The 22,790-nt window shown below is 58.2% G+C and carries 44 protein-coding genes; 16 read left to right on the top strand and 28 right to left on the bottom strand.

What is annotated here, in order from left to right; genetic code table 11:
- Nucleotides 1-357, top strand: coding sequence for a DUF2605 family protein (locus SynTAK9802_RS07510; RefSeq protein WP_186495612.1), 357 nt, complete (start codon nt 1-3; stop codon nt 355-357).
- Here the strand turns inward: SynTAK9802_RS07510 and SynTAK9802_RS07505 are convergent.
- The 5 genes from SynTAK9802_RS07505 to SynTAK9802_RS07485 form a co-directional block, all read right to left on the bottom strand.
- Entirely contained in the window at nt 342-1,031 is a 690-nt protein-coding gene (locus tag SynTAK9802_RS07505; protein ID WP_186495611.1) for a glycoside hydrolase family 104 protein, read from the bottom strand. The genes SynTAK9802_RS07510 and SynTAK9802_RS07505 overlap by 16 nt on opposite strands.
- A 234-nt stretch (nt 1,032-1,265) precedes the next feature.
- Complete coding sequence (gene trpS, locus SynTAK9802_RS07500; RefSeq protein ID WP_186495610.1) at nt 1,266-2,279, bottom strand: tryptophan--tRNA ligase; 1,014 nt, start codon at nt 2,277-2,279, stop codon at nt 1,266-1,268.
- 3 nt (nt 2,280-2,282) lie between these two features.
- The gene (locus SynTAK9802_RS07495) at nt 2,283-2,786 is read right to left on the bottom strand and encodes a hypothetical protein (protein ID WP_186495609.1); all 504 of its coding nucleotides are present in this window, start codon (nt 2,784-2,786) and stop codon (nt 2,283-2,285) included.
- A gap of 16 nt (nt 2,787-2,802) precedes the next feature.
- Entirely contained in the window at nt 2,803-3,330 is a 528-nt protein-coding gene (locus SynTAK9802_RS07490; RefSeq protein ID WP_115082093.1) for a hypothetical protein, read from the bottom strand.
- Entirely contained in the window at nt 3,323-4,225 is a 903-nt protein-coding gene (locus tag SynTAK9802_RS07485; protein ID WP_186498095.1) for a cation diffusion facilitator family transporter, read from the bottom strand. The genes SynTAK9802_RS07490 and SynTAK9802_RS07485 overlap by 8 nt, the downstream gene beginning before the upstream one ends.
- A gap of 136 nt (nt 4,226-4,361) precedes the next feature.
- Here SynTAK9802_RS07485 and SynTAK9802_RS07480 point away from each other — a divergent pair, with 136 nt between their 5' ends.
- The 5 genes from SynTAK9802_RS07480 to SynTAK9802_RS07460 all read left to right on the top strand — a co-directional run bounded on the left by SynTAK9802_RS07480 (nt 4,362) and on the right by SynTAK9802_RS07460 (nt 7,876).
- Entirely contained in the window at nt 4,362-5,678 is a 1,317-nt protein-coding gene (locus SynTAK9802_RS07480; protein ID WP_186495608.1) for a YcjF family protein, read from the top strand.
- A 142-nt stretch (nt 5,679-5,820) separates the two neighbouring features.
- Entirely contained in the window at nt 5,821-6,897 is a 1,077-nt protein-coding gene (gene psbA, locus SynTAK9802_RS07475) for a photosystem II q(b) protein (protein ID WP_006850794.1), read from the top strand.
- A gap of 108 nt (nt 6,898-7,005) precedes the next feature.
- Nucleotides 7,006-7,224: a hypothetical protein gene (locus SynTAK9802_RS07470; RefSeq protein WP_186495607.1), complete on the top strand. Its 219-nt coding sequence runs from the start codon at nt 7,006-7,008 to the stop codon at nt 7,222-7,224.
- Between the two features lie 122 nt (nt 7,225-7,346).
- Nucleotides 7,347-7,544: a hypothetical protein gene (locus SynTAK9802_RS07465; RefSeq protein WP_006851951.1), complete on the top strand. Its 198-nt coding sequence runs from the start codon at nt 7,347-7,349 to the stop codon at nt 7,542-7,544.
- 179 nt (nt 7,545-7,723) lie between these two features.
- Nucleotides 7,724-7,876 (top strand): hypothetical protein, encoded by a 153-nt coding sequence (locus SynTAK9802_RS07460; protein ID WP_170950581.1) that lies wholly within the window; start codon nt 7,724-7,726, stop codon nt 7,874-7,876.
- An 8-nt stretch (nt 7,877-7,884) separates the two neighbouring features.
- On the opposite strand, the gene SynTAK9802_RS07455 is transcribed toward SynTAK9802_RS07460, so the two are convergent.
- The 7 genes from SynTAK9802_RS07455 to SynTAK9802_RS07430 form a co-directional block, all read right to left on the bottom strand.
- Nucleotides 7,885-8,067 carry a hypothetical protein gene (locus tag SynTAK9802_RS07455; protein ID WP_041434599.1) on the bottom strand — a complete coding sequence of 61 codons (183 nt, stop codon included), beginning with the start codon at nt 8,065-8,067 and terminating at the stop codon, nt 7,885-7,887.
- A gap of 67 nt (nt 8,068-8,134) precedes the next feature.
- Complete coding sequence (locus tag SynTAK9802_RS07450; RefSeq protein WP_186495606.1) at nt 8,135-8,674, bottom strand: ATP-binding protein; 540 nt, start codon at nt 8,672-8,674, stop codon at nt 8,135-8,137.
- On the bottom strand, nt 8,667-9,101 hold the full coding sequence (locus SynTAK9802_RS07445; protein WP_186495605.1) for a nuclear transport factor 2 family protein: 435 nt from the start codon (nt 9,099-9,101) through the stop codon (nt 8,667-8,669). Before SynTAK9802_RS07445 ends, SynTAK9802_RS07450 begins: the two co-directional genes overlap by 8 nt.
- 14 nt (nt 9,102-9,115) lie before the next feature.
- Nucleotides 9,116-9,283, bottom strand: a complete 168-nt coding sequence (locus SynTAK9802_RS07440; protein ID WP_186495604.1) for a hypothetical protein — start codon at nt 9,281-9,283, stop codon at nt 9,116-9,118.
- 68 nt (nt 9,284-9,351) lie between these two features.
- Complete coding sequence (locus SynTAK9802_RS07435) at nt 9,352-10,014, bottom strand: DUF481 domain-containing protein (RefSeq protein WP_186495603.1); 663 nt, start codon at nt 10,012-10,014, stop codon at nt 9,352-9,354.
- A gap of 4 nt (nt 10,015-10,018) precedes the next feature.
- Nucleotides 10,019-10,144 carry a hypothetical protein gene (locus tag SynTAK9802_RS12605; RefSeq protein ID WP_006850359.1) on the bottom strand — a complete coding sequence of 42 codons (126 nt, stop codon included), beginning with the start codon at nt 10,142-10,144 and terminating at the stop codon, nt 10,019-10,021.
- A gap of 52 nt (nt 10,145-10,196) precedes the next feature.
- Nucleotides 10,197-10,466, bottom strand: a complete 270-nt coding sequence (locus SynTAK9802_RS07430) for a hypothetical protein (RefSeq protein WP_006850218.1) — start codon at nt 10,464-10,466, stop codon at nt 10,197-10,199.
- Nucleotides 10,467-10,563: 97 nt separating this feature from the next.
- On the opposite strand from SynTAK9802_RS07430, the gene SynTAK9802_RS07425 reads away from it, so the two are divergent.
- Nucleotides 10,564-10,794, top strand: a complete 231-nt coding sequence (locus SynTAK9802_RS07425) for a hypothetical protein (protein WP_186495602.1) — start codon at nt 10,564-10,566, stop codon at nt 10,792-10,794.
- Here the strand turns inward: SynTAK9802_RS07425 and SynTAK9802_RS07420 are convergent.
- Both SynTAK9802_RS07420 and SynTAK9802_RS07415 read right to left on the bottom strand, forming a co-directional pair.
- Nucleotides 10,771-11,520 (bottom strand): sulfite exporter TauE/SafE family protein, encoded by a 750-nt coding sequence (locus SynTAK9802_RS07420; protein ID WP_186498093.1) that lies wholly within the window; start codon nt 11,518-11,520, stop codon nt 10,771-10,773. The two genes, SynTAK9802_RS07425 and SynTAK9802_RS07420, sit on opposite strands and share 24 nt — an antisense overlap.
- Nucleotides 11,521-11,536: 16 nt before the next feature.
- Nucleotides 11,537-12,034, bottom strand: coding sequence for a hypothetical protein (locus tag SynTAK9802_RS07415; protein ID WP_186495601.1), 498 nt, complete (start codon nt 12,032-12,034; stop codon nt 11,537-11,539).
- 77 nt (nt 12,035-12,111) lie between these two features.
- On the opposite strand from SynTAK9802_RS07415, the gene SynTAK9802_RS07410 reads away from it, so the two are divergent.
- Nucleotides 12,112-12,282: a hypothetical protein gene (locus SynTAK9802_RS07410; RefSeq protein WP_244272198.1), complete on the top strand. Its 171-nt coding sequence runs from the start codon at nt 12,112-12,114 to the stop codon at nt 12,280-12,282.
- Between the two features lie 147 nt (nt 12,283-12,429).
- Here the strand turns inward: SynTAK9802_RS07410 and SynTAK9802_RS07405 are convergent, their stop codons facing one another.
- Nucleotides 12,430-12,588, bottom strand: coding sequence for a hypothetical protein (locus SynTAK9802_RS07405; protein WP_170951537.1), 159 nt, complete (start codon nt 12,586-12,588; stop codon nt 12,430-12,432).
- A 187-nt stretch (nt 12,589-12,775) separates the two neighbouring features.
- On the opposite strand from SynTAK9802_RS07405, the gene SynTAK9802_RS07400 reads away from it, so the two are divergent.
- The 3 genes from SynTAK9802_RS07400 to SynTAK9802_RS07390 all read left to right on the top strand — a co-directional run bounded on the left by SynTAK9802_RS07400 (nt 12,776) and on the right by SynTAK9802_RS07390 (nt 13,853).
- On the top strand, nt 12,776-12,994 hold the full coding sequence (locus SynTAK9802_RS07400) for a CP12 domain-containing protein (protein WP_006852050.1): 219 nt from the start codon (nt 12,776-12,778) through the stop codon (nt 12,992-12,994).
- 91 nt (nt 12,995-13,085) lie between these two features.
- Nucleotides 13,086-13,589 carry a DoxX family protein gene (locus tag SynTAK9802_RS07395; RefSeq protein WP_186498092.1) on the top strand — a complete coding sequence of 168 codons (504 nt, stop codon included), beginning with the start codon at nt 13,086-13,088 and terminating at the stop codon, nt 13,587-13,589.
- Between the two features lie 108 nt (nt 13,590-13,697).
- Nucleotides 13,698-13,853 (top strand): hypothetical protein, encoded by a 156-nt coding sequence (locus SynTAK9802_RS07390; RefSeq protein ID WP_006850963.1) that lies wholly within the window; start codon nt 13,698-13,700, stop codon nt 13,851-13,853.
- 481 nt (nt 13,854-14,334) lie between these two features.
- On the opposite strand, the gene SynTAK9802_RS07385 is transcribed toward SynTAK9802_RS07390, so the two are convergent.
- From SynTAK9802_RS07385 to rpsU, 3 genes are all read right to left on the bottom strand, one after another.
- Nucleotides 14,335-14,970, bottom strand: coding sequence for a hypothetical protein (locus tag SynTAK9802_RS07385; protein ID WP_255487713.1), 636 nt, complete (start codon nt 14,968-14,970; stop codon nt 14,335-14,337).
- A 24-nt stretch (nt 14,971-14,994) separates the two neighbouring features.
- Complete coding sequence (locus tag SynTAK9802_RS07380) at nt 14,995-15,234, bottom strand: hypothetical protein (RefSeq protein WP_186495598.1); 240 nt, start codon at nt 15,232-15,234, stop codon at nt 14,995-14,997.
- Between the two features lie 143 nt (nt 15,235-15,377).
- Nucleotides 15,378-15,554: a 30S ribosomal protein S21 gene (gene rpsU / locus SynTAK9802_RS07375; protein WP_009790002.1), complete on the bottom strand. Its 177-nt coding sequence runs from the start codon at nt 15,552-15,554 to the stop codon at nt 15,378-15,380.
- A 178-nt stretch (nt 15,555-15,732) separates the two neighbouring features.
- Here rpsU and SynTAK9802_RS07370 point away from each other — a divergent pair, with 178 nt between their 5' ends.
- A complete protein-coding gene (locus tag SynTAK9802_RS07370) occupies nt 15,733-15,888 on the top strand; it encodes a hypothetical protein (protein ID WP_173402224.1) in 156 nt (51 codons plus the stop codon).
- A gap of 12 nt (nt 15,889-15,900) precedes the next feature.
- Here SynTAK9802_RS07370 and SynTAK9802_RS07365 read toward each other — a convergent pair whose 3' ends face one another.
- From SynTAK9802_RS07365 to SynTAK9802_RS07355, 3 genes are all read right to left on the bottom strand, one after another.
- Nucleotides 15,901-16,218: a hypothetical protein gene (locus SynTAK9802_RS07365; RefSeq protein ID WP_115160648.1), complete on the bottom strand. Its 318-nt coding sequence runs from the start codon at nt 16,216-16,218 to the stop codon at nt 15,901-15,903.
- A gap of 313 nt (nt 16,219-16,531) precedes the next feature.
- A complete protein-coding gene (locus tag SynTAK9802_RS07360) occupies nt 16,532-17,029 on the bottom strand; it encodes an early protein (E6) (protein ID WP_186495597.1) in 498 nt (165 codons plus the stop codon).
- A gap of 3 nt (nt 17,030-17,032) precedes the next feature.
- Nucleotides 17,033-18,409: a DUF2130 domain-containing protein gene (locus SynTAK9802_RS07355; protein ID WP_186495596.1), complete on the bottom strand. Its 1,377-nt coding sequence runs from the start codon at nt 18,407-18,409 to the stop codon at nt 17,033-17,035.
- 87 nt (nt 18,410-18,496) lie between these two features.
- Between SynTAK9802_RS07355 and SynTAK9802_RS07350 the strand changes: the two genes are divergently transcribed.
- Complete coding sequence (locus tag SynTAK9802_RS07350; protein ID WP_186495595.1) at nt 18,497-18,637, top strand: hypothetical protein; 141 nt, start codon at nt 18,497-18,499, stop codon at nt 18,635-18,637.
- A 7-nt stretch (nt 18,638-18,644) separates the two neighbouring features.
- Here the strand turns inward: SynTAK9802_RS07350 and SynTAK9802_RS07345 are convergent, their stop codons facing one another.
- Together SynTAK9802_RS07345 and SynTAK9802_RS07340 are read right to left on the bottom strand one after the other, a co-directional pair.
- Nucleotides 18,645-19,046, bottom strand: coding sequence for a DUF1499 domain-containing protein (locus SynTAK9802_RS07345; protein WP_186495594.1), 402 nt, complete (start codon nt 19,044-19,046; stop codon nt 18,645-18,647).
- A complete protein-coding gene (locus SynTAK9802_RS07340) occupies nt 19,043-19,198 on the bottom strand; it encodes a hypothetical protein (protein WP_186498247.1) in 156 nt (51 codons plus the stop codon). The genes SynTAK9802_RS07345 and SynTAK9802_RS07340 overlap by 4 nt, the downstream gene beginning before the upstream one ends.
- Before the next feature lie 45 nt (nt 19,199-19,243).
- Here SynTAK9802_RS07340 and SynTAK9802_RS07335 point away from each other — a divergent pair, with 45 nt between their 5' ends.
- Entirely contained in the window at nt 19,244-19,420 is a 177-nt protein-coding gene (locus tag SynTAK9802_RS07335) for a hypothetical protein (protein WP_186495593.1), read from the top strand.
- Nucleotides 19,421-19,423: 3 nt separating this feature from the next.
- Here SynTAK9802_RS07335 and SynTAK9802_RS07330 read toward each other — a convergent pair whose 3' ends face one another.
- Both SynTAK9802_RS07330 and SynTAK9802_RS07325 read right to left on the bottom strand, forming a co-directional pair.
- Nucleotides 19,424-19,582 carry a hypothetical protein gene (locus tag SynTAK9802_RS07330; protein WP_170950585.1) on the bottom strand — a complete coding sequence of 53 codons (159 nt, stop codon included), beginning with the start codon at nt 19,580-19,582 and terminating at the stop codon, nt 19,424-19,426.
- Nucleotides 19,583-19,617: 35 nt separating this feature from the next.
- Nucleotides 19,618-19,791 carry a hypothetical protein gene (locus SynTAK9802_RS07325; RefSeq protein WP_006851491.1) on the bottom strand — a complete coding sequence of 58 codons (174 nt, stop codon included), beginning with the start codon at nt 19,789-19,791 and terminating at the stop codon, nt 19,618-19,620.
- Nucleotides 19,792-20,019: 228 nt separating this feature from the next.
- Here SynTAK9802_RS07325 and SynTAK9802_RS07320 point away from each other — a divergent pair, with 228 nt between their 5' ends.
- Nucleotides 20,020-20,181 (top strand): hypothetical protein, encoded by a 162-nt coding sequence (locus SynTAK9802_RS07320; RefSeq protein WP_186495592.1) that lies wholly within the window; start codon nt 20,020-20,022, stop codon nt 20,179-20,181.
- Between the two features lie 105 nt (nt 20,182-20,286).
- Here SynTAK9802_RS07320 and SynTAK9802_RS12600 read toward each other — a convergent pair whose 3' ends face one another.
- From SynTAK9802_RS12600 to SynTAK9802_RS07310, 3 genes are read right to left on the bottom strand one after another with little or no spacing between them, the layout of a single operon-like run.
- Entirely contained in the window at nt 20,287-20,409 is a 123-nt protein-coding gene (locus tag SynTAK9802_RS12600; protein ID WP_255441949.1) for a hypothetical protein, read from the bottom strand.
- 56 nt (nt 20,410-20,465) lie between these two features.
- The gene (locus SynTAK9802_RS07315; protein WP_186495591.1) at nt 20,466-21,926 is read right to left on the bottom strand and encodes a glycosyl hydrolase family 57; all 1,461 of its coding nucleotides are present in this window, start codon (nt 21,924-21,926) and stop codon (nt 20,466-20,468) included.
- Between the two features lie 13 nt (nt 21,927-21,939).
- On the bottom strand, nt 21,940-22,281 hold the full coding sequence (locus tag SynTAK9802_RS07310; protein ID WP_186495590.1) for a hypothetical protein: 342 nt from the start codon (nt 22,279-22,281) through the stop codon (nt 21,940-21,942).
- Nucleotides 22,282-22,439: 158 nt separating this feature from the next.
- Between SynTAK9802_RS07310 and SynTAK9802_RS07305 the strand changes: the two genes are divergently transcribed.
- Nucleotides 22,440-22,778 carry a phenylpyruvate tautomerase MIF-related protein gene (locus tag SynTAK9802_RS07305; RefSeq protein WP_186495589.1) on the top strand — a complete coding sequence of 113 codons (339 nt, stop codon included), beginning with the start codon at nt 22,440-22,442 and terminating at the stop codon, nt 22,776-22,778.
- The last annotated feature ends 12 nt before the right edge of the window (nt 22,779-22,790 follow it).

Raw genomic sequence — 22,790 nt, 5'->3', positions numbered from 1 at the left:
ATGGGCGAGACCCGAGGGCTACAGGTGGGTGAGTCAACCAACCAGGACGCTGGTGCACTGTTGGATGAGTTGCTGGCATCTCTGCTCGATGACTTCGAGCATTGGTTTCAGCGCGGTGAGGAGCTTCTGGAGGCCTGTCCGGAGGAGGTGATGCCGTTGCAGGAGCGTCTACTTATGGAGGAGCGGCTGCAGGACGGCAAGAAGGCCATTGCTGCAACGCGCTCCCTTGTGGCTGCATCAACGCAGCCCATGGCCGTTTCGATGGAGGTGATGAACCCGTGGCATGGCTTGGTCACGGAGGTGTGGGCCCTAGCCGCAAGGTTGGGCTCGAGCCGTTCGCCTCAGGCCCCGAGCTGATTGCGCAGCTGGCGCAGGTTGCTGCTGTAGAAGCTCGCCAGGTCCTGAGGGCTCTTCACCGGTTGACCGTAGGCGGAGCGGCCGGTCCAGGTGGGGAAGGATGCCCATTCGGGAGCCAGCTTCGCCATGGCGTTCCTGGTCAGCCCTTTCCGGTCAATTTCCTTGAGAGCACCGCGACGCTCAACAAGGTGCAGAGCGGCTTGGTCCTGATGCCTGGGCTCGAAGCTGGAAAGCTTGAGCTCCTTCGCCACGCCTTTCCAGGTCTTGGGCAGGAATTGATAGGCCCCAGCTGCGGCGCTGGTGTAGCGCTTCACGATCACCCGCTCGGGATGACGTGAGAGGTCCTGAAACTGTCCGCCGCCGTACATGATCCGGTAGCCCTTGTCTTCGCCGTCTTTCCAGGTCCCCTCGGCGTAGCGAATGGTGTTGAGCAGGGCGCGTCGCTCAGGTGTCAGCTCGTAACGACCACCCTCTTTGCCGGAGGACAGGGTGGCGCGGCTGCTGGTGTTGCGGCTGCTGGTGGCGCTTTGCTCAACCTGTTCTGCGGGCGCCTCTGCGTTCTGGAGCGGCTGTTTGGCTCCTGCGGACAGCACCAATCCTGCGGTCAGGGCTGCACCGACGACAGGCCGGCTCCAACGTGTGGCTGGGCTGAACGCAGAAAAAAGGCGAAGCACGCAGGACAATCAGGTGGACGATCACAGTGCTGGCCCACGAGGTCTGGACGCGAGATCGGTGCTTGAGGGGTTGACGCGTTGTCTGTGCTGTGTATAAGCAGATGGGAAAAGGCTGAGAGTCTTGCGAGACTCGCGTCTGCGGCTGACGTTGTCTCGCTCAAGTCTCAGGAGCCATGGCTTGAGCCCATGGCCGTCGCATTGATCAGAGCAGCTAATGCTTCTCTTTGTTGCTGATCAGGCTGGCCGGGCGAAACCCAAGGCATCCCGAACCCGTTCAAGCGTGGCGTTGGCCACGGTTTCGGCCTTCTCACGGCCTGTTCTCAGCACCTGATCGAGCTCTGTGGGGTCCTGCATCAGCTCCCGGTAGCGGGCCTGGATGGGTTCCAGCGCGCTCACGGTGGCTTCGGCCAGCAGCGGCTTGAACTGTCCCCAACCCATCTCGGCGCATTCAGTGGCGGCCTGCTCCCGCCCCTTGCCGCTCAGGATTGCGTAGAGCCCAAGCAGGTTGTCGGTTTCCGGTCGATCGGGGTTGCCGAATTCGAGGCCACGCTCTGGATCGGTCTTGGCGCGTTTGATCTTTTTGGTGATCAGCTCCGGAGGGTCCAGAAGCGTGATGCGACTCCCCTCGTTGGGATCGCTCTTGCTCATCTTGCTGCGACCATCCGTCAGGCTCATCACACGTGCCCCCTCCTTGAGGATCAGCGGTTTGGGCACTTTGAGCACCGGCGTGTCCTTGCCGCCGAAACGGGCATTGATGCGCTGCTGGGCGATGTCGCGCGCCAGCTCCAGGTGCTGCTTCTGGTCCTCACCGACGGGCACCAGGTCAGCGTCATAAAGAAGGATGTCGGCGGCCATCAACACCGGATAGTCCAGCAGGCCCACAGAGACGTTGTCCCCCTGCTTCACCGCTTTCTCCTTGAACTGAATCATCCGCTCCAGCCAGTTGAGCGGCGTGACGCAATTCAGCAACCAGCAAAGTTCGCTGTGGGCTGCCACCTGGCTCTGCACAAACACCGAACAGCGTTTGGGGTCCATGCCACAGGCCAGGTAGAGCGCTGCTGTGGAACGTGTGTCCTCAGCCAGGCGGCTGGGGTCATGGGGAACGGTGATGGCATGGAGATCCACAACACATACAAAGGTGTCGTGGGTCTCCTGCAGATCAACCCAATTGCGGATGGCACCCAGCCAATTGCCGAGGTGCAGTGCTCCGGTCGGTTGCACCCCGGAAAGAACCCTTGGCAGGCTCATCAATCAGGCCTCGGTTGCTGCGGTATTGGTGTCGTCGCTGGCGGCTGCTTCTGACTCCACCACCGGTTCGGCCTCCGGCTCGGCAACCGGTTCAGCTGCAGCCTCCGGCTGGGGTTTGGCTGGTCGGGCAAAGGGATTCGGACGGGACCCACGGCCACCACGCTCATCGTCAAAGCGGCGGCCACGACCACCACCATCACGACCACCACCATCACGCCGGCCACCTCGGGCAGGCTGATTTTTCTGCTGTTCGATCAGAGCGTCGAGTTGGCCGTCCTCCAGCATTTGGCCAAGGCTGCGGACCGCGAAACCCAGCACAGCCACGGTCGAGCGGAGATTGAAGGCCTCCTGCAGGGCCCGGGCTGAGCGCATTTCGTTGTCACTCAGACGAATCCGGAAGCCTCCGCCCTCACGGCCGCCACCACGGTTGCCACGACTGCGCTGACCATCTCGGCCGCCGTCTCCCTGTCCCGCCTGTTGTTGGGGATCGCTGTAGGAATCACTCATGGCCAATGGCCTGGAATCAGGCGCAAGTGTGACGCATCACCGGGGTGTTTTCGGTGATCCAGAGCAGCTGGTGGCATTCAACGCTGTTCTTCCGAGCCAGCACCAGCATCGGAACCACCGTGATCCCCCGTTCAATCCGTTCGCGATAGCTGCTCACCAGTTGTCGGTACCGCTCCGCTGTCCAGCCGTGGATGGCTGTGTCACGACTGTTCCAGTAGTCCTGCAGCGCCCTTTGGCAGTCCTCGATGCCGAACTCCCGCCAGCAGCTCTGTTGGGCCAACAGTGGATCCATCCCCTGCTGCAGCAACCGCCGGTAATGCATCAATTCGGGAGCTTCATCGCGCCCATCCGGAGGGAGCCAACGATGCAGCTCGGTCAGGGGAGTTCGAGACAGCCGCAGCCAGCAGCGCTCCCGCAGCAACACCGGCAGTTGCCACGACCAGCCCTCGGCACGACGGACTTCATCGAGCACCTCAATCAGCCCCCGCTGCTGACGCTCGGTCAGTCCAGCGAGCGCATGGGTTGTGGTGTCGACCTCAGCCATGGGCGCCGGTGTAGGTGATCCCGTCCTCCACGTAGTCCTTGGGTTCCAGATGGATGGTGCACCGCACCGGCCCGAAACTTTCGTCCAAGCGCTCTTCCACCTGTTCGGTGATCCGGTGCGCCTTGGTGAGGTCGTCTGCGTCGACAACCATATGCATTTCGATGAACACCTGCTGGCCCAGAACGCCCCGGCTGGCGATGTCGTGGCAGTTCAAGACGCCGGCGGTGGCCATCGCTTCGGCATAGATGGCTTCAGGTGCAACCGCCATGTGGTCCACCAGCCAGGGCAAGGTTCCGCGCAGCACCTGCCAGCACACACGGATCAGCAGGAGTGCCATGGGGATGGACAGTGCAACATCGAGCCAGCTCACCTGCAGCCACACCGCCCCGGCCATGCCCACCAGCACCACCACGGTGGTCCAAACGTCGCTCGCCGCATGTTGAGCATCCGCTTTGAGCAGGTTGCTGTTCAGTCGCCGACCTTCCCGCAGCTCATATCCCGCCAGCAGGAGGTTGAACCCCAGCACCAGCGTTAGCAGCACCAGCTCCTGGCTGGTCACCCGGATCGGTGGCAGGCCCTCGAGCAGCCTTTCCCCCGAACGCAGCAGGATCTCAAGGGCTGTGAACAGGATGAAACCAGCGATGCCCAGGGCTCCCACCGCCTCGTATTTGCGGTGGCCGTAGGGGTGATCCCTGTCGGGGCGCGGATCGGACAGTTTGTTGGTGACCAGTCCCGTGAGGCTGGACAACGCATCGGTGGCGCTGTGCATGCCATCGGCGATCACCGCCAGGGAACCACTCATGGCCCCCACCAGAAGCTTCAGCAGCGACATGCTGATGTTCAGGCCCAGGGCCACCATCAGAACCCTGCGCACCCCCCGGCGGTTGTCGACCATCGCATTGGGATGACTGTGTGTCACGGCTGACTCCGGCCTGTTCCCAACTTATGGAGAACTCGTGTTTCTGGCCTGAAGTTCTGGTGTCAGGTGGTGGGTTGAGCTAAGAAGGGCCACTGCTACAGCAGCCGATCTGTTGAAACTCCCGGCTTCATGGCCAGAACTGGTGGTGCCACCGTCGTCGCTGCTGCGGCCGTTGGCTCTGGCTGGAGCTGGTCTGCTTGCTGGACAGTGGCTGATCAGTGATGTGATGCATGTTCCCGGCGGGGGGCTGGGTCTGCTGGCCGCCGGTGGCGTTGTGGTCTGGATTGGCCGCAAGCCAAGTCAGCCGCGCTTCACAGCACCGGTATCGCTGGCTGGCTGGCTGGCTCGGTGCCAAGAGGTGCTGGATCAATTCGCACGTTTCGAGCAGCAACCCTCTGCCGATCTGGCCCGTCGCGCTGAACTGAAACGGGTGCTGGACCGCTGCGGTCCTGTGCGCATGGCGATGGTCGCCTTGGGGGGCTCTCAGGGACCGAATGAGGCAGACCTCAGCAGCTCTCTTGCTGGCCCAGCGCCGGTGATGCTGTCGCTCTGCCATCCCCTGACCACTGACGACGGCAGCCGTTCCTGGCCCGGTGGCCTGCTGGACCAGGATCTGATCCTGTTCAGCCTGCAGGCGCCTCTGCTGGCTTCAGATCTGCTCTGGCTGCAGCAGGTGCCGGACGATCAGCCGGCCTGGCTGCTTGTGTCGACCGACGCGAAGGACGCATCGACTGATGCCGTCGCAGCTGTTCGGGACGACCTTCCCGAGCGCTGGCGTGAGCGGATCCTGGTTCAGGAGTCTTCGATGCAGCTGCGCACTGCCCTGGCACCGTTGCGCCGTTCGCTGAAACAGGCTGCGGTGGAGACGCGTCCGCGACTCCTGGCGGACTTGCATCGCCGTTGGCAGCGTGACCTCGAATCGCTTCGGCGCGAACGCTTTCTGCAGATCCAGCAGCGCACCCAGTGGGTGGTGGCCGGGTCGGTGATGGCCTCCCCCATCGCCAGCCTTGATCTTCTGGCCGTGGCGGTGGCGAACGGTTTGATGATCAAGGAGATGGGAGAGATCTGGGGAACATCGCTGCAACCGGATGTGCTGAGGGAAGCTGCGGCGCAGCTGGCTCGGGTGGCCCTCGCCCAGGGTGTGGTGGAGTGGACCGGACAGACCTTGCTGGGGCTAGCCAAGCTGGATGGGGGGAGCTGGCTGATCGCCGGTTCGATGCAGGCCCTCAGTGCGGCTTACCTCACCCGTGTGGTGGGACGCTCCATGGCGGATTGGCTGGCGATCAATGCGGGCGTTGACGAGCTTGATCTTGTGGCGTTGAAGCAGCAGGCTCCGTTGTTGGTGGCTCGGGCTGCAGAGGAGGAACGGGTGAACTGGAATGGCTTCGTTCAGCAATCCCGCGAGTGGCTGCTTCATGCAACTTCATGAACGCTTGATAAAGCACTTAATGAAGTTTTTTTGAGACCTGATTCTGATTGTTGAGTTGTCATGTAACGGAACGTTCCGTCCATACACTTGATCCACCTGTCCCCTTTTTTGAGGGAGAGGTTCATCCGTCTTCTTTTCTTCTATGTCCACCGCAATTCGCAGCGGACGCCAGAGCAATTGGGAAGCCTTTTGTCAGTGGGTGACCGACACCAACAACCGCATCTATGTGGGTTGGTTCGGCGTGCTGATGATTCCCTGCCTCCTGGCGGCCACCATCTGCTTCACCATTGCCTTTATCGCCGCTCCCCCGGTTGATATCGATGGCATCCGCGAGCCCGTCGCTGGCTCCTTGATCTACGGCAACAACATCATCTCCGGTGCTGTTATTCCGTCTTCAAACGCCATTGGCCTGCACTTCTATCCCATCTGGGAAGCTGCTTCCCTCGATGAGTGGCTGTACAACGGCGGCCCTTATCAGTTGGTCTGCTTCCACTTCCTGATCGGCATTTCCGCCTACATGGGTCGTCAGTGGGAACTCTCCTACCGCCTGGGCATGCGCCCTTGGATCTGCGTCGCTTACAGCGCTCCGCTGTCTGCAGCGATGGCTGTTTTCCTGGTGTACCCCTTCGGTCAGGGTTCCTTCTCTGATGGCATGCCCCTGGGCATTTCTGGCACCTTCAACTTCATGTTGGTGTTCCAGGCTGAGCACAACATCCTGATGCACCCCTTCCACATGCTGGGCGTCGCAGGTGTTTTCGGCGGCAGCCTGTTCTCCGCCATGCACGGCTCCCTGGTGACCTCCTCCCTGGTGCGTGAAACCACCGAGGCTGAGTCCCAGAACTACGGCTACAAGTTCGGCCAAGAGGAAGAGACCTACAACATCGTGGCTGCCCACGGTTACTTCGGTCGCCTGATCTTCCAATACGCCTCCTTCAACAACAGCCGTAGCCTTCACTTCTTCCTGGGCGCCTGGCCTGTTGTCGGCATCTGGTTCACGTCCATGGGCATCAGCACCATGGCCTTCAACCTGAACGGCTTCAACTTCAACCAGTCCATCCTGGATAGTCAGGGCCGCGTCCTGAACACCTGGGCTGATGTGCTGAACCGCGCCAACCTCGGCATGGAAGTGCAGCATGAGCGCAACGCTCACAACTTCCCCCTCGACCTGGCTGCTGCTGAGTCCACTCCTGTGGCTCTGCAGGCTCCTGCCATCGGTTGATCCGGAATCAACCTGTTCCATTTGGAGCAGCCAAAACGATTCAGATCAACTGAATCGGAAAGCCCCCTCTTCGGAGGGGGCTTTTTGTTGCTGTGTTGGCTGTGAAGGTTGGGCGGCGCATCAGGCCCCTTCAGGGCACCAGCCGATCTCCTTCTCCAGCCGTTGCATCCATTGATGGCAGCGGTGTGTGAGGTGTACTCCTTGGGGGATGCGCTGTTGGTGGTGTGCGCAGGCTGGCTGGGTGACCCCCGCCTCAGCAAGGGTGTGTTGAAAGTGCTGGCAGGTGAGGCACACCATGAGGGACCGGCTCGGTCGGAGTTGCCCTGATCCCATCGGTGGCCAGGCGCTTGGCGGCGGAGCGTTGACGATGCCCATATGCGTCTTATTGGTAGCTATGTACTACTTCCTGTTCTATCGGCTGTCAACGTGGTGTTGGGGAGAATGGAGCCATGAGTGAGCCTCGCCCTACCCTCCAGTTCGATCTGGACCTTGAAGCTGTTCGCCTGCTCCACCGCTCGGTGAGCTTTCACCTTGAGAAATGGCCCGGGGGGCCAGATCCCAGAGAGCAGGAGGCCCTGCAGTCGATGAAGACCTTGCTCACGGCAGCGTTGCTTGAGTTCAGCCTTGACCAGGACGGTCAGCGCTGAAACCTGCTCCCTTCACTGCTGAGCAGGGAAGCGGCGACAGCGCTGCGTTGGCCGCTGTACAACGCATTGAGTCGGTTCAGGCCTGGCTTGACTGCATCGCCACCTGTTTCATTAACGATGGAAGAGAACTGGGCTCCAGCAGCTTTGTTCCTGCGTTGTTCTCTTAGGCCGTTGTCTCCGTGGGTTGGTTGATTGCCCTTGCCATCGTCGTGGTGCTGTCCTGGCTGGGATGGCGCTGGAATCAGCTCGAATGTGCTGAAAGCCGCTCTGTCAGCGGCCGTTTGGTGAAGCGGATGCGTCGTCATTCGCGGCGACGCAAGCACCATCACTAGGCCTTCAATCAGGCCATGGGCATGCGACAACCCAGTTGAATCGTTCCTTCGTCGATCAACCGGCCGAGCCGTTGGGCGACAGCCTCCTCAGTTCGTGTGAATTGATCCTGGCGGGCGGTCACCCACGCCATTTCACCGTTGGTGATCACGCCGGTGGACATGGCTTCGAGAAAGAGTTCGCCGAGTGTCATGACACTTGTGCCGTTGGGATCACGTTGATGGGACTCCGAAAGTGGTGCATGACCTGCTCACCTTTCTTCATGGCAAGGGGGCAAGGATGGTCTGGAGGGCCCGGTTGATCTGATCGTTGAGCTGGGGGCCGGCGGGATTTAGCCTGATCAAGCTTGTGAATCCTTCGCTGAGGTCGGGCCTGTTGGGGGGGCTGTTCAGGCTCAGGTGCATCGCACGAATCACGGCCTCTGGAACGCACCGTTGGCGGCAGCGGTTCCAGACCAGGCACTGATCCAACGGTGTCTGCAACCACCAGCCGGTCCATTGCAAGTGCTGGCCCCCCATGCTTCGCTGCATCAACCCTTGGCGCCAGTTGAGTTGCGCATGGGTTGCATCCACAAGCACGTTGTTGCCATCAGCGATGGTGCGTTCGATGGCACCATGCAGATGGGGTTCCAATTCAGACCAAGGGCCCTGCACATTCGCGTCTCCCCACAGCTGTTCCCTCAGAGCGTCATTGGCGATCACCCGTGCAGGGAGCAGCGGAGAGAGGATCGCCGCGAGGGTGGACTTGCCGCTGCCCGGGGGACCGATCAACAGATGGCCTTGGGCCCGTTGTTCAGGCAACGAAGCGTTTGTAAAGCCACCGCACCAATCCACCAATCACGGGCACTGGACCAAACGTGGGGCCGACGAAATCGAAATAATCGCGGTGGTCCCCGATCTTTCCGTCTGGATTGAAGCGGAGCCGGGTTGCCCCGGGGTAGATGAACTCAATCCCTTTGATCTTGAGGCCCATGCGCCATTCAACAAAGGCTGTTTCACCGTTCACTACCACCGATTCCGTTTCCAGGAACACGTCATCACAGCGCTGCATCAGATCGTCCTGGGCAAGGATGTAGGCGTCAATGCCCTGCCGTTCCTGGGTTGGATCGGTGAAATGCACGTCGCTGGCATAGACGGCTTTCCACTGCGCAGCGGTGGGGCCAGGCGCGCCGTAGGGCTTGGTGAACAGGGCACGGATCTGTTCTGCGTCCAGCGGGGACTGAATCATCGGGGGTGTTGGCATCAGAAGTCGGCGCCCACCTGAGCGCTGATGGTGTTGTTCACCTGCGGAACGCTCATGCTCTGGTAGATCGATTGAATCCGCAATGTTGTGAACAACTTGCTGTTCATAGCTGGGTAGTAGCGGACCTCTGCAGTCACGGTATTGGCGGGTTGAACATTGGTTGCCATCAGTGCTGTGAACTGGTTTTGAAGCCCGAAACGTAGTGTGGGCCATGGTTTCCAGCCCAGGTCGGCGGTCAGCGTTGCACCGCCGTAAGCGTTGCCGCAAAACCTGTCGCTGGCACAGGTGACGCCTCCCCCGCTCCACTGCATTGAAGGTCCGATCGACACCGTAAATCGGTCGTGTTTGATTTGATCATTGGGTACGCCACGCCGACGTTGCCAAGAACGGTGTTCACTCCGGAATCATTGGTGCCGTTGTATTGGTAGTTGCTCAGAGCAAACCAATCGAGGTTGTTCCCGAAAGGCTGGTCGTAGCGGAGCTCCGCAGACCCTTTCTCCGTATCGATTGAGAGTGCTTTTCCTGAATCCTTCGACTTGCTTGCGTTGAAGCTGCCACTCAACGAAAGTTTCTGCTGGTCGTCCTTGTAGCGGGTGCTCCCGGTGAAGCTGATCGACACGGAGCTATCGCCATCTTTCTCGTTCCCGATCACTCCAGAGGAGACCGAGCTGGTCCATAGGGGCTCGCTTGCGGAAGGTTTGAGCTGCTCTGCGGTGAGTACAAGCCGGCCCAGCTGGGGGTGGTTCAGCACCGTGGTCCAGTCCTCTGGATTTCGCTCAATCAACTCCCCATGCAGGATGTCGCCGTTCCGCATGGTCAAGCTGATGGTCTCGGCACAGCTCACGCCGGGAACCAGGCCGAGGCTGAGAAGTCCAGCCGTGGCGAGGAATCGATGCATGGCGTCAGTTGAAAAACCCCTTGGACTGAAGCCAGAGGCCAATGGCGACAAGGGGCCCGAAGCCCGCGATCAACACCGTGATCTTGAGGCGCAGCGGTGACACCTGGGGTTTGGTCTCTCGAAGAGCCATGGCAAGGCACGAAGGCAAGTGAACCTAAACGCTGTGCTGCGTTCGTGCCTGTTCAGAGCTCGTACTCCTCTTCAAACTGCTCAATCAAGCCCTTGTAGAGCGCCAGAAGGCCCTCGGTCTCTTCGCAGAATCCGTCCGTTGTGTACTTCGCGATCAGATTCACCACGGCGCTGCGGATTTGCGTGAAGGCGCCGAGGTACTCACCCTGGATGTCTTCATCGCGGATGTCGTTGATCAGCGCGCCCACCAGCTCAATCTTGCGCTTAGCAGCGGCCATCTCCGCTTCCATCTCTTTGTTGAGCTTGCGGCGTTTCTTCGGCATCCCCTCAACCGGTTCAATCAGCGACATTACGGGAGCCGCAGGCCTTCCTCGTTCGAGCGACTTCCCCTAGCGTCGGGTTCGCTCGATCCTTGGCCTTGTGAATCGGACCTTCCGCGGTGTTGCCTACGTGTCCGTCTGGGTGGTGATCTGGGGAACGGTGGCGTCCTTGATGGACTGGATGCTGCTGACGGGTGAGGTTTACGAAACGGCCAGCTCTGGTCAGGCGGTCACGTTCATCGCCTACGGGGCCGCAACAGTGGTGTTGGCCACGCGGTTTTCGGGCCGTTTCCTGACAGACGCCGATTCAGAGGCTGCGGATCAGGAGTGATCCGCCCATCAGTAGCGCCAAGATCTCGAAGGCTTGTTTGACCAAGCGGCTTCCTTTCACCAGGGAATAGTGGGCCCCCAGGAAGCCTCCGATCAGCGAACCCAGCACCAGCGGTGGAAGCCAGTCCCACCGGATTTCACCGCTCAAACCCAGCACTAGTGCCCCGGTGCCATTCCACCCCAGGCCCACCAGCACCAGGGTGTGGGCAACTGCTCTGGCGTAGCTCAGCCCAAACCAGCGCACCAGCCACAGGGTGACGAACAACCCCGTGCCTGAGGTGAGGGAACCGTTGAGAACGCCAATGATGAACAGCCCGCAACTGCCAAGCCCAACGGTGCGGGCTGTCAGCGTGTAGGGCTGGTCTGTCGTCCCCAGATCCGGTCTCCGAGCCGAATAAACCCCCAGCCCCAGGGTCAGCAGCCCAAGGCTCGCTGTGGCCACTTGATCGGGTAGCGCAAGAACCATGCTGGCTCCCACAAACACACCTGGAAGACCGGCCGCCAACACCAGCGCCGAGCGTTTCAGGTCAAGGCTGCTGGCACGCCAATGACGCCCACTCGCTCCCAGCCCCAGCGCAACACTGGCCACCTTGTGGGTGGCCAATGCCATGGAGAAAGGAAGGCCCAAAAGGATGAGTGCGGGAAGTTGCACCAGTCCCGCTCCCCCTCCCGCTAGAGCTGAGAGGGCATTGGCGCCAATAGCGATGCCCAGCAGGGCGATTTGCATCAGCATTCGGACACACTCAATCTCGTGTCAGGAAGGCGATGGGAACTGAAAAGGTGACGATGCGGTGGGGATCCCCCGGGAGAATGGCGACGCAGGCCACTTCACGATCAGTGTGAGCCTCGCGGGACTGCACCACAAAGGCTGTGGCGTCTTCGATGCTCCACATCGGGGCATCACCACAACGGCGTTCATCCCTGTAGGCCTGCCAGACCTCGCAGAACGCCTCCCCATCCTCACCATGTTTCATTTCCGTCAGCGCCTGTTCCAGGCCCACGTCTTCGAACCGTTCGAACAGGCGCACCATCAACGGGTGGGCAATGGTGGATGAGGCCTTCAGGGTTGAGTTGATCGTGCCGATGGCACTCACCATCAGCTTTGGTTTGGAGCGTCGTGCATCGATCACTCCCACAGGCAAATTGAGATCCCAGCTTGGGTGTCCGCTGACGGCACAGGCCAGATCGAACAGCCCCAAGCTGCATTGCTTGATCAGGCTCTGAATGGTCTCTCGATCCATAGCTCAGTTCCGCGTGGCCCGATTCACCGTTTGCGTTCCAGTGTTGCCAGGATGGCTGCCGGTTGATGCAGCTGTGGATGTCCCTGGTTCAGATCTACCTTGATGCCGTCACTCACCAGGTGATCACCAGTGAAGAGCTTGCCTATGTGGCCGGCCATCAGGAGCAATTTGATCGAACCGAACGGAAACTCACTGCACGGCTTGAACAGTTGATTGGCGCAGGGAATATCAGTGTTGGAACGCGTTGATTATCCGAACAAAAAGCGTTGAAGCCGTTTCAGGAATTGCCGCAGGGGCTTTTTGTCACGACTAAAAATCTGCCGCTCATCTGACAGCATCGCGCGACTCACCCGATCTGCGCTTCTGATAGGCGGGAAAGGCTGTCCCGTCAACCTTCACGGCAGGGCAACCACCCCCGACCAACTCTGCAGAACGTCAGGTGCGCCTTGGGTTAGGGCGGCAACAGCAGTGGCTGAGCCAATTCCGATTCCCACCACAACGCCTACGGCGAAGACAAGCAGCCCCGTCAGAACGCTGCGTTCGGAAAATTGCATCCACTCAACATCAGCCAACCCGACTTTCCTGCGGCCATCGTCCAATGGCCACTGTGGTGTCACAGGACGTGATGGGGCCCGGAGCGGATCTGTTGTGTGGTTTCGGCCACAAAGGTAGATCTACCGACTGATCGATCGGGGTGGTCTTCGCTAACAACCGAATGTCAGCCAGATGACAGTTTCAGTCATGAAAACGATTGACGAGCACATCCAGAAGGACCAGGAGGAGTTCCTTAAGGCCCTTTCTGAGCACAACGAAGGCAAGGTGCGTCATCTCACGGAGGAGCTGCAGTGGCTGTTGGATCACAAGAAGGAATTTCCTGATGATCCCCATGACCCCTCACCCCTTGAGTTGTTCTGCGAGCAGAACCCCGATGAGCCCGAGTGCCTGGTCTACGACGACTGAGTAGAAGTACCCATTCCTTGCTCCGCCCTGGCGCGAAGCCGCGTTGCTACACGCAACTTATTTAAGTTGTTTGTAGTTGAAGTGTTCTGTGGTGATTCGCGCCATTCTGACCCGCCCCATCGCTGGCGATCTCGGTCTGCTCCTGCTTCGGGTGTTCACCGGCGCGCTGCTGATTCACCACGGTTACGAAAAGCTCGCCAATATTGAGAATTTTGCAGATGCATTCGTTCGCCCTCTGCATCTGCCCTTCCCGATCCTTCTCTCCTACGTCGCAGCGTTCTCGGAGGTGATCGGCAGCTGGCTCTTGATTACTGGCTTGCTGACGCGGATGGGAGCCTTGGCAGTCGCCGGGACCATCTCCGTCGCCATTTATCACGCCATCGTCACAGCGGGCTTCAACATCTATCTGTTGGAGCTTCTTGGCCTTTATTTTGCGGCTGCCGTGACCGTTCTCGCCTGCGGCCCAGGTGTCTTTTCCATTGACGAGCTCATCGCCCGCCGCCTTGAGCCCGACATGCAGTTTTCCGCTGCGGAAGACACGGATTTCGTCGCTGGCGAAGCCGCTGTATTGGAAGAAGCCGTGGCCAGCCGCTGAACACCAGCGTTATCAGATTCAAAAGCCCCGCCATCGCGGGGCTTTTTTCATGGCTGGCGACGGTATGGGCGAAAGACGCGTCAGAATCATCGAAGTTGGATCAACGCGATGAAAGAGGTCAGCCTGCTCGAGATGATTGGCCGTTCTCTGGCAAAGGTTGCAGCAGGGGCTGGTGTTGCAGCAGTGCTGATTTGGCTCACCTACGTGATGCTTGATGTTGGTCATATGCAGTCGGGCTTCACCCTGCCCCAATCCAGTTACTGAACTCAGATGCAGTGGAATGATCTTGAATCTTCGGTTCTGATCATTGCTTCGCTGTTGATTGTTCTGCAGGTTTGTTGGATTGGAGCTGTGCTTCGGCGCAACCAACGCAGGCACCTGGGGGAACCCCTCAGTGCCACAGCATTTCAACGCGAACTCCAGCGGATTTTCTCAAGAGCGAACGGACTGTCCTGAGCCATGAAGCAACTTCCAGGTCAACAGAGCAGAACCCTGCCGCGATGGCTGAAGACGGTCATGGCAGGTGCAATCACCGTGATTGCCACCATTTGGCTGGTGTCGTTGCTCCCCTTTCTACTTCTCGCAGCCTTGGTGCTTTCAATCGCGCTCATCCCAATCACCCGTCGGCTGAGAAGGGAGATGGAAGAAGCTGGATTCAGTGTTGATGAACCCAGGTCGAATGTTCAGAGCCCTGATCTCAACATCACCCCCTGGCACCGACAGATTCGCAATCTCTGGAGAGACTTCAGCTCTTGAACAGGTCGTTAACCATTAAGCGATAACGACCAAGAGAACTGCCTGCGCGACGAGGTTTTGTGGGCACACTTTGTCCCGGCAAGAGGTTCAACGGAGCGAAATTCACCAACGTCAGCTCTGGGCGCTGCTGCTGTTCGGCTGCCAGCAATTCGGCAATGGCTTCTGCTGTGGTTTGTGCGGGAGCTGCGCTCTCCGAAACAGCTTCGGTGGTCTCCACCGGCTCGGTCTTGAGAGATGTTTTGGCCTTGGAGGTGCCGAGGGGCCACAGAAAAACCAGACTCAGCAAAAGAGCAACGGTGGCCGTGAGAGTGCCGGTGAGTCCAAAGGCCAAACCCTGAAAATTCCACAGCAACCCGGAACCCGCCATGCCGAAGGTGCCGAGGATTGCCAGCATCAGGCCGAGGAAGGATGCCTGTGGTGCCTTGAATTTGAGCGGCTGGCTGGCTTCAGGGACTTCAACGGGTGAAAGTCGTGGTTCAGGCCGAAGCAGAACAAAGCTGATTCCCAGCAGAACCAATGCCGTAACCGTGCTGCCAAGCCCCAGCGTGCGGCCCTGAAAATTCCAAAGCAAACCACCGCCGGCAAGACCTGAAACTCCGAGGGTTGCCAATGCAAGTCCGCTCAAGAAAGGAAGACGATTGCGCATGGCTCAGTTGCTCCGGTTTTGCATGGCGGCATAAGCAACGGCTCCGCCAGTGATCACAGTGAGTAGGCCTGTGGTGAGTAAGAAGCTCACCAACATGGCGAATCCAAGAACAGATCCCAGGAGGGACATCTTGATTCGCAGCAATTTCGACTTCATCAACAACACCAACAGCAAGACCACGGTGGTCTTCAAGCCAGCAATTTTTGCCGCACTGATCGGGCAAAAAGGATTCATCAACACCATTGGCTGGTCTTGGTCTTCTTAAGCATTTATGAAGTCTGGCGAAAACCAGGGCGCACCGTGAAAAGAGCACCGTGAAGAGGGCGACGGATGGGCACAAAAAAACGGGCCCGAGGGCCCGTTTGCAGCTGACGTGTCGTGCAAGCTCAGCGACGACGGTTGCGTGAACGCTGCTTCAGCTTGCGCTTGTATTTCTCAACGGGGGTCTCGTGGTGACGGATCCGACGCAGATCAGAAAAGATGCCGGCTTTGGCGACGGAGCGCTTGAAGCGACGCAACGCGGATTCAATACCTTCGTTTTCGCCGACAGTGACCTGACTCATCCGTTCCCCGAAAGAGAGCAATAAACAACAACTTTACCAGCCGCCCTCTACCCCATCCCCCACCACCTGCCATGGGTGAGGGGTGGGATGGCTCTCTTGCATGACGCTTGTTGAAGAGATCGTGGCGCGTGCCGGCTTCTGCTTTGGGATGGGTCCATCACTCCGGCAGGCCCCTGTCTTGACCCTCACGCACTGCCCCCTGTGCATTGGTCTGGCTGTTCTTTCGGCCGTTCGATTTATGGCCCACTGCGTGATGGCCGTTCAGCTCGAACGCAGCACGGCAGGGGAGTCAACCCATCCCGCCATGCTGCTGGGCACTCTGTTTGAGCTCTAAAGCAGTTCTGCCTCAGGGATCGCTGGGATCAACCAGCTGCAGATAGGCTGTATCGGCGTTCTGCAGGGCTACATCATCGTGATGAGCGTCAACGCTGTAGATGAGGTGAAGCAGGCGGCCGCGATCCATGCCACGGTCGGCCACGTCTTTCCAGAGGCGTGAGCTGAGCTCCGCATCACGCCATTTGAGCTGGGCATCGACCAGTGCCCGCGTCATCGCGATGTAGCTCTGCCGGTCGTTGCGCAGCCGGTCTTCGGAGAAGCTGTGTTGAGTTGCCGGCTTGAGCAGATTGCGAATCGTCTGTGAGGCCGCCTTCAGCACCTTTGGCATCGTCGTTGTCCGACTCAGTTCAGTCTGATTCGGTCGTCTGGGCTGACAACGGAGTGAAATGCCTATGCCTGGATCAGAAATGAGTATTTGAACTCACTCCAGCGGGACGGTAGTGCTGATGACTTTTTGTAAAGTCAAACCCGATAGGTTCAGTCGTCTGTTCTTAAGCCCGTGGAAATACTTGTGATGGCGGCCGTATTTGTGCCCTTTTCTGCCCTCGTGATGAATGCATTTTCCGGTGATTCGGAAGACGATTTCGATTTCCTCTGAATGGAAGCCAAGCTCTTGGCGATGATGGCCTTTGGTGCCGCTGTTATGACCCTTTGGGCTTGGTTGATGGCGAATTTGCCGCGGATGGGGTCTGACCGAAGCAAGCCTGACAACCGCCGTTGATGCGGTAGGGCGCGAGATGTCCACGCAGGCAAGTTGTGCCGCGGAAGAAGAGTTTTTGTCCGAGTTCTCGTGCGTGAGCATCGGTGAGCGGCAGGGAAAGCCAGCGATCAGGCACTTGACCCTTCAGCTGTGATCTGGCTTCCAGCGCTGCTTGACGGCGTTGTTTTTCCTCCCGATCGTTTTTGCGATAAACCCCTTCAATTTGAAGTTCGCGGGAACAGGTTTCACAGGCATTCACGCTGGGCTTACGGCGAGCCGTGTTCAGCGACAACTTGTCGCTGGGAACTTCCCGCTCGGCCCCGCAGCTGCAGCGGCACCACCAAAAAGCGTTTCCTGCTTTGGTTCGCCGTTCGGATGCGCGCACCACGATGAGCTTGCCGTAAACCTCGCCAATGCGGTTACGTGGACTGGAGGGCATGGCTCAGGCCGATTCCTGATCAGGAGCGTTGTTCAAGTCAGCAAATTTGGCTGCCATCGTTGGATTGCGTCGGGTCAACTTTTTAACGGTCACATCCTGTGCCTTGTCATTAGCAAGCCTCAGGTTTCGATCCGCACCCATCAGGGCATCCTTGGTTTTTTGGAGGTGATCGATCGACTTATCAATTTCATCGATTGCCGTTTGGAAGCGCCTGGAGGCGAGGTCGTAGTTGCGTGAGAAGGCTGTTTTGAAGGTTTCGAGGTCATTCTCGAAATTGGTGACATCAATGTTCTGCGCCTTCACCAGAGCTAGTTCAGCCTTGTATTCCAGAGACTTCATGGCTGCATTGCGGAGCAATGTGATGAATGGAATAAAGAATTGTGGGCGAATGATGTAGGTCTTCGGGAAGCGATGAGACACATCAACAATGCCTGAATTGTAAAGCTCATTTTCAGGCTCCAGCAGGGAGACGAGCACCGCATACTCGCAGTTTTTTTCGTTTCTGTCTTTATTTAGCTCTTTGAGAAAGTCTTCGTTTTTCTTTTTGGTGGCCGTTGTATCAGCCTCATTTTTCATCTCAAACATGATCGAGATGATTTCGTTGTTGTGGTCGTCCTGGTCGCGGAAGATGTAGTCACCCTTGCTTCCACTGCGCGCGTCGTTGTCTTTTTCGAAATAGGCCTTGGGGAAAGCCGCTGCACGAATCCTGTTGAATTCGGTTTCGCAGTGTTGCTCGAGGGTTTCACCCACCATTTTGGTGGAAAGCCGCGCCTTCATGTCGCGCAAGCGTTCAATGGCCTGATCCCGATCACTGAGCTGGGCTTCGTAGCGATCTTTCAGTGATTGAGATTCGAGTTGATGCTTCAGTTCCGCTTCCTTCAAGCCGCTTTGAAGTGCATCTCGTTGTTTTTCAACGGAACTGACCGCTTCATTCACGGCCAGCTGACGCTGCATGGCCCCAGCCTGGAGCTTCGCCTGCAAATCCCTCACTTCACTGTCTTTTTGCAGCGTCATCGCCTGCATTTCTTTGGCGAATTTGGTTTCAGCCAGGCGTAGTTCTGTGGCCTGCTGCTCACGAATCTGCTGGAGCTCAGCGGCAATGCGATCGCGCTGCTTCTCCGCTTTATTCACTGCATCTTTAATCGCCAGTTCCTGATGCATTGCACTTTGCTTGAGTTGGGCCTCAAGCGTTTGCATTTCCCTGTCTTTTTTGGCAACGGCCAACTCGATGGCATTGCGTTTGTCCTGTTCGGCGAGGGCCAGTCGCTTGTTCAGTTGCTGTTCAAATTCACGATCCCTCACCTGTTTGAGGATGTCGGCATACCCGGCCTCATCCACCTTGAAGGCGGTATTGCAGTGAGGGCAAATGATGTCGTGCATGTCTGACGATTTGTGTTGAACGTTCGCGCTACGTGCTGGGATTTTATCCGGCTCTGGCTAATACGAGATCAGCCCACGGTTCATGCCATGCCTGATTGGATCGATCCACGTTCGCTGCTCGACACGGTGATCATCTTGAGCATCGTGGCCTTGGGCGCCATCGGATTCGTGGTTGGCATCAAGGAAATGATCACCGATCTGAGCAAACTGCGTCGCGCCAAGGTTTAAGCGGCCTTCAGCTCTCCAGCCCCGACCGCAGCGCCGCTAATCGTGCGGCGTTCACACCAAGGTCCGAGTCGCCGAGACGCGACTCGGACCTTGCCTGGATCCGGTTGTTGTCGCGATCAGCGAACAGCTCCAGGTCATCCACAAAGCCAAAGAAAGCGCTGCTGGCCTCGGCATGCAGGTAGGTCTCGGTTTGATCAATCACAACCGTCCGCGGCGACTCCTGCACCAACCCACTCAGCTTGCTGAAGTCCGCCATCGGGTTAGAGCTCACCCAGGTTTGGCTGGAGCAGTGAGCTGTTGTCGGGCAGTCGCGCAACGCCCCGTTGCTCACGCCGAGATCCGCAGGGACGGGGCCAGAAAGATGGAAGATCATCAACACGGGGGCCAGTAGGCCGGCAAGGAAGGTCACTGGTCTCTGCGGGAACGACCGCCCCAGTTCAGCATCCAAAGCCAGATGCCGAACAGGGTTCCAACTGGTAAGGCGATCACCACCAACTGGCTGATCACGAAATGGCGCACCTCAGGATCCACGGTTGCACTGATGAGGGGACATGCAGGCAACACTCGCGTCCCGTTCGCCATCATGGAGTGCATTGCTGGGCAACGATGACGAATCCGGGTTGGATTGTGCTCGCATGGTTGGTGGTGGCGCTGGCGTCTGCTTTCAAGTTTTGGTCGATCACGCGCCCCTATCGCGATAAAACAGCTCTTTCCCGTGGGCAAACGGTTGAAGAAGCACGTCAACGTTTGGAACGACGCTGGCGAAGCGACAGCAAAGTGTGAGGCTTATTTTTCGGCGATCACCCAGGCCGTGGCAGCTCTCTGACGCACATAGAGATCTGCGAGTTCCCGTGCCAGGGCTTTCAACTGGTCAAGATCGTCGGTTTCGTTGATGGACCGCTTGATCGCTTCAGCTTCGAACTGCTGAGGCAAGCTCAGGTTCATGACTTCCAAGCATGTCAACCAACTGTAACGAAGCGTTATTTCTTGTGTGGGCTGGCTGCTGCCCGTGAGCGGGCAATCTCCTGCTGCCAAGCCAGAAGCAGATCTTTGCTGATCTCCTGAAGCTGTTTCACATCAGTCATTGAATTGATATCGCGACTGCGCTGTTCAATGTCGAATTGTTGGCCAAGTGTCAGAGCGATGGGCTCCATGGTGACGTCGGCAGGATCAGCTCAAAGTATTGACTCGATCCTGCGTTGTCGTAACAACGGGTACGTTTTATCCCTGCTGTGTGCTGTTCCGTACTTGGTCTGGATGAAAGAACATTGACCCTCGTTCTTGCCATCGTGATGTGAAGCAAGCGCTAGTCGCTAAATGTTGACATCGAAGGCGATGCCGTTCTGCATTGCTTAGATTTTGTGGGTGATGCAGGTAGAGCTTTGGACGGTTCCGGACAAAATCTCGAGCGCCGTTATCACTTGGAAGTTTGGAGGGAAACGGTGTACTGGATGCAAGCGCGATGCAGCGACCTGAAGGAGCTCGATCGTGAGCGCGATGCTGCTTCGATTTATATGGAATTTCGCCTAAAAGGTATCGGCTGACTCGAAATCAGTTCTGTGATTCAGCGACGGGCAGGGAAACAGCCACCAGCAGGGCAATTCCGATTTCCGTGGCAGCGATCAGCAGTTCGGTAACGATTCCCATGCTCAATTGCGATTCTCGTCGATGGGTGGCATGTCACTGGGACGCATCAGGGCAAACACCACAGCAGCCGTCAACACGATGCCAATGCCCACCATGGCGATGATTGCGGTTGTGTAATCACCCATCAGTTGCGTCCAGCTGCCATCACGTTACACGAATGTAACGCTCTGTAAAGCATCTCTCAGCTGGTTGTAGCCGTTGCCGTTCTCTGATTCAGCAGCTCCTCTCCCCGGCGATGGATCTCCTGGGCATAGTCGGTCCAGGTTCCTTGACCCCAGTAGCGAAAACAACTGGTTTCCAGCAGCAGCACATGCAGTAACGCTTCCTGATATGCCCGGTTACCTGTGATGGTGGGGTCTGCGGCGACTGAGGGGTCGAACAGCGCATGAAATTGAGCACTGAGCTGATTCATCGGGCCCAGCACATTGGCGTAACCCTCAACCCAGCTCAGGTCGTTGGTCCAGGACGCACCCTCCATGCTGAAGCTGGTGTCGTCAGCACGCAGTCTGCTGATGGTCTCCTCTATTCCTTCGGCGGAGGCGTTGTTGTCAAACTCTTGCCAAAGGCGGTGTTGTTGTACGGCCTGGATGGTGGGGAAGTGGTGGCGATCTACTCCGTTGCGCTCCAGGGCCTCAAGGTATTCGCTGCCGTTGATGGCCACGGTGCCGTTGGAGTTGTCACGGATGTGGCGATTGGCCTGCCGGAAGGCTTCTGGGAATTCATTCATCATCACCCCACCGTTTTCTCCGTCGGCGATCTGGCTCACCAGAGATGGAAGCTCAACGTCACCAAGACGTTGTCGTTGGCAACCCAATGCCTCGTAATAAGGCTGCATCTGGCCCACAAGTTTGGTGTCAGACCCCTGGGTTTTGATCAATGCCGTCATGCTGATCTCACCGCCTCGACTGTTCCTGGCGAGAAGTTGATTGGGAATGAAGCATTGGCTGCGCGGCAGTGGACTGCCGTCCATGCGTTCAACGCTGTGCTCCTGCACCAGAAGCCACTGATATCCAGCTTCTTTGAGAGCCTTGATGAATTCGAACAGGGTGTCGGGATGGTTGGGTAAAGCCATCTCCGGCGGTGAGAACCCCTTGACTCGCTCCAGGGCGGCGCTGCCAAAACAGGCCGCGAACTGCTGTTGCCAGGCGTTGATTTGCAGTTTCAGGTCTGGGATGGGTGTGGATGGAGCCACGGCATGGCTCCAGAAGGTTCCAAGCCACTCCACATGTCCCTGCATCAAAGGGTCACAGGCGAGGTAGTGGAGTGCATCGCCAATGTCGCCACGCCCCATCTGCTCGATTCCCCAGAGCAGATTGCCCGAGTAGTCGAGCATGATTCTTGGGTTGCAGCCTTCGTTGATCAGTTCAGGCAGCAGGTCGGCAAGACGCCGATAGCAGTGGGCGAATGGCTCTGCGTTGTGGTTGTCACCCTCGTTGGGGTGATCGAGCATGTATTGAAGATGGGAGATCAAGCTGTTGTTCGCCCCCGCCGGCACCGTTGGTTGGTGCATGTGAAGAGCACAGGCAAATCCGGAACGCAGTTGTTCAAGATCGATCGCGCTGTTGGCCCACACGTGACGCGGGGTCAGCATCACAGCGGCGATGTCTGCTTCTCGTCCGCTGATCGGGGGACAGCTTGTCATTGCACTCCGCTTGTTATGACCAGCCGGCACGCGGTGTTTGGCGCAGCAAGCCTTCCCAATGATCACGCCAGGTGTGCTGATCGCCAATGCCAGCCAACAGTTCAACCTCAGCAGGGGCTTGATCCAGCCGATTCCTCCAGCGGGTGATGTCTTCGGCTTGATCGATCCAGGTGCTCATCACGTCGTGACGAATCGCCTCCCCGTCCCAGTGGTGCTGGTCGGCCATGTTTTGCGACCAGAGCATCAATTCATCCAGGCTCAGTGGCCTGAATCCCATGATTGTGAGGCCTGTGATCTGCTCGAGTTCAAAGCGACGCAGAACGTCTCCAAGGCCAAAGAAGTGAAGAAGGATCATTGAGCTGATCACTTTTGCGTGAAATTTATGAGCCGTTCTCTGTTGAAATTGTTCAGGTTGATGGTCTTTGCTTTCGGAAATATTTCAATTAGATCAACACCCAGGAGTTGGCACTCATGGCTTGAGAGTGCCAAGCTTCTTCCAGCATTCTTGAGCCGATGCCTCTGATCAATGTGCGCACGTCGCTTCCAGCACTGCAAGACGGATCGGCGTTGTTGCAGGAGCTTTCGTCTGAGTTGGCCAACCAGACGGGCAAGCCAGAGGCCTACGTGATGACGCTCCTGGAGACGGGCGTGCCGATGACCTTCGCCGGGAGCCACGAGCCCTGTGCCTACGTGGAGGTGAAGTCGATCGGTGCCCTGCGTCCGCCCGCGATGACGGCCGCATTCTGTGAACTGATCCAGGCACGCACGGGAATCCCTGCCAACCGGGTGTACATCGGTTTTGAGGATGTGCAGGCCAGCTGTTGGGGTTGGAACGGCAACACCTTTGGCTGATGCTCTCCCATA

Origin of the sequence: Synechococcus sp. TAK9802, from assembly GCF_014279535.1 — a bacterium.
In the GTDB taxonomy this organism is placed as follows: Bacteria; Cyanobacteriota; Cyanobacteriia; order PCC-6307; family Cyanobiaceae; genus Parasynechococcus.
Note: the sequence above shows the minus strand (reverse complement) of the source record. Positions and strands in the feature narration are given on the sequence as shown.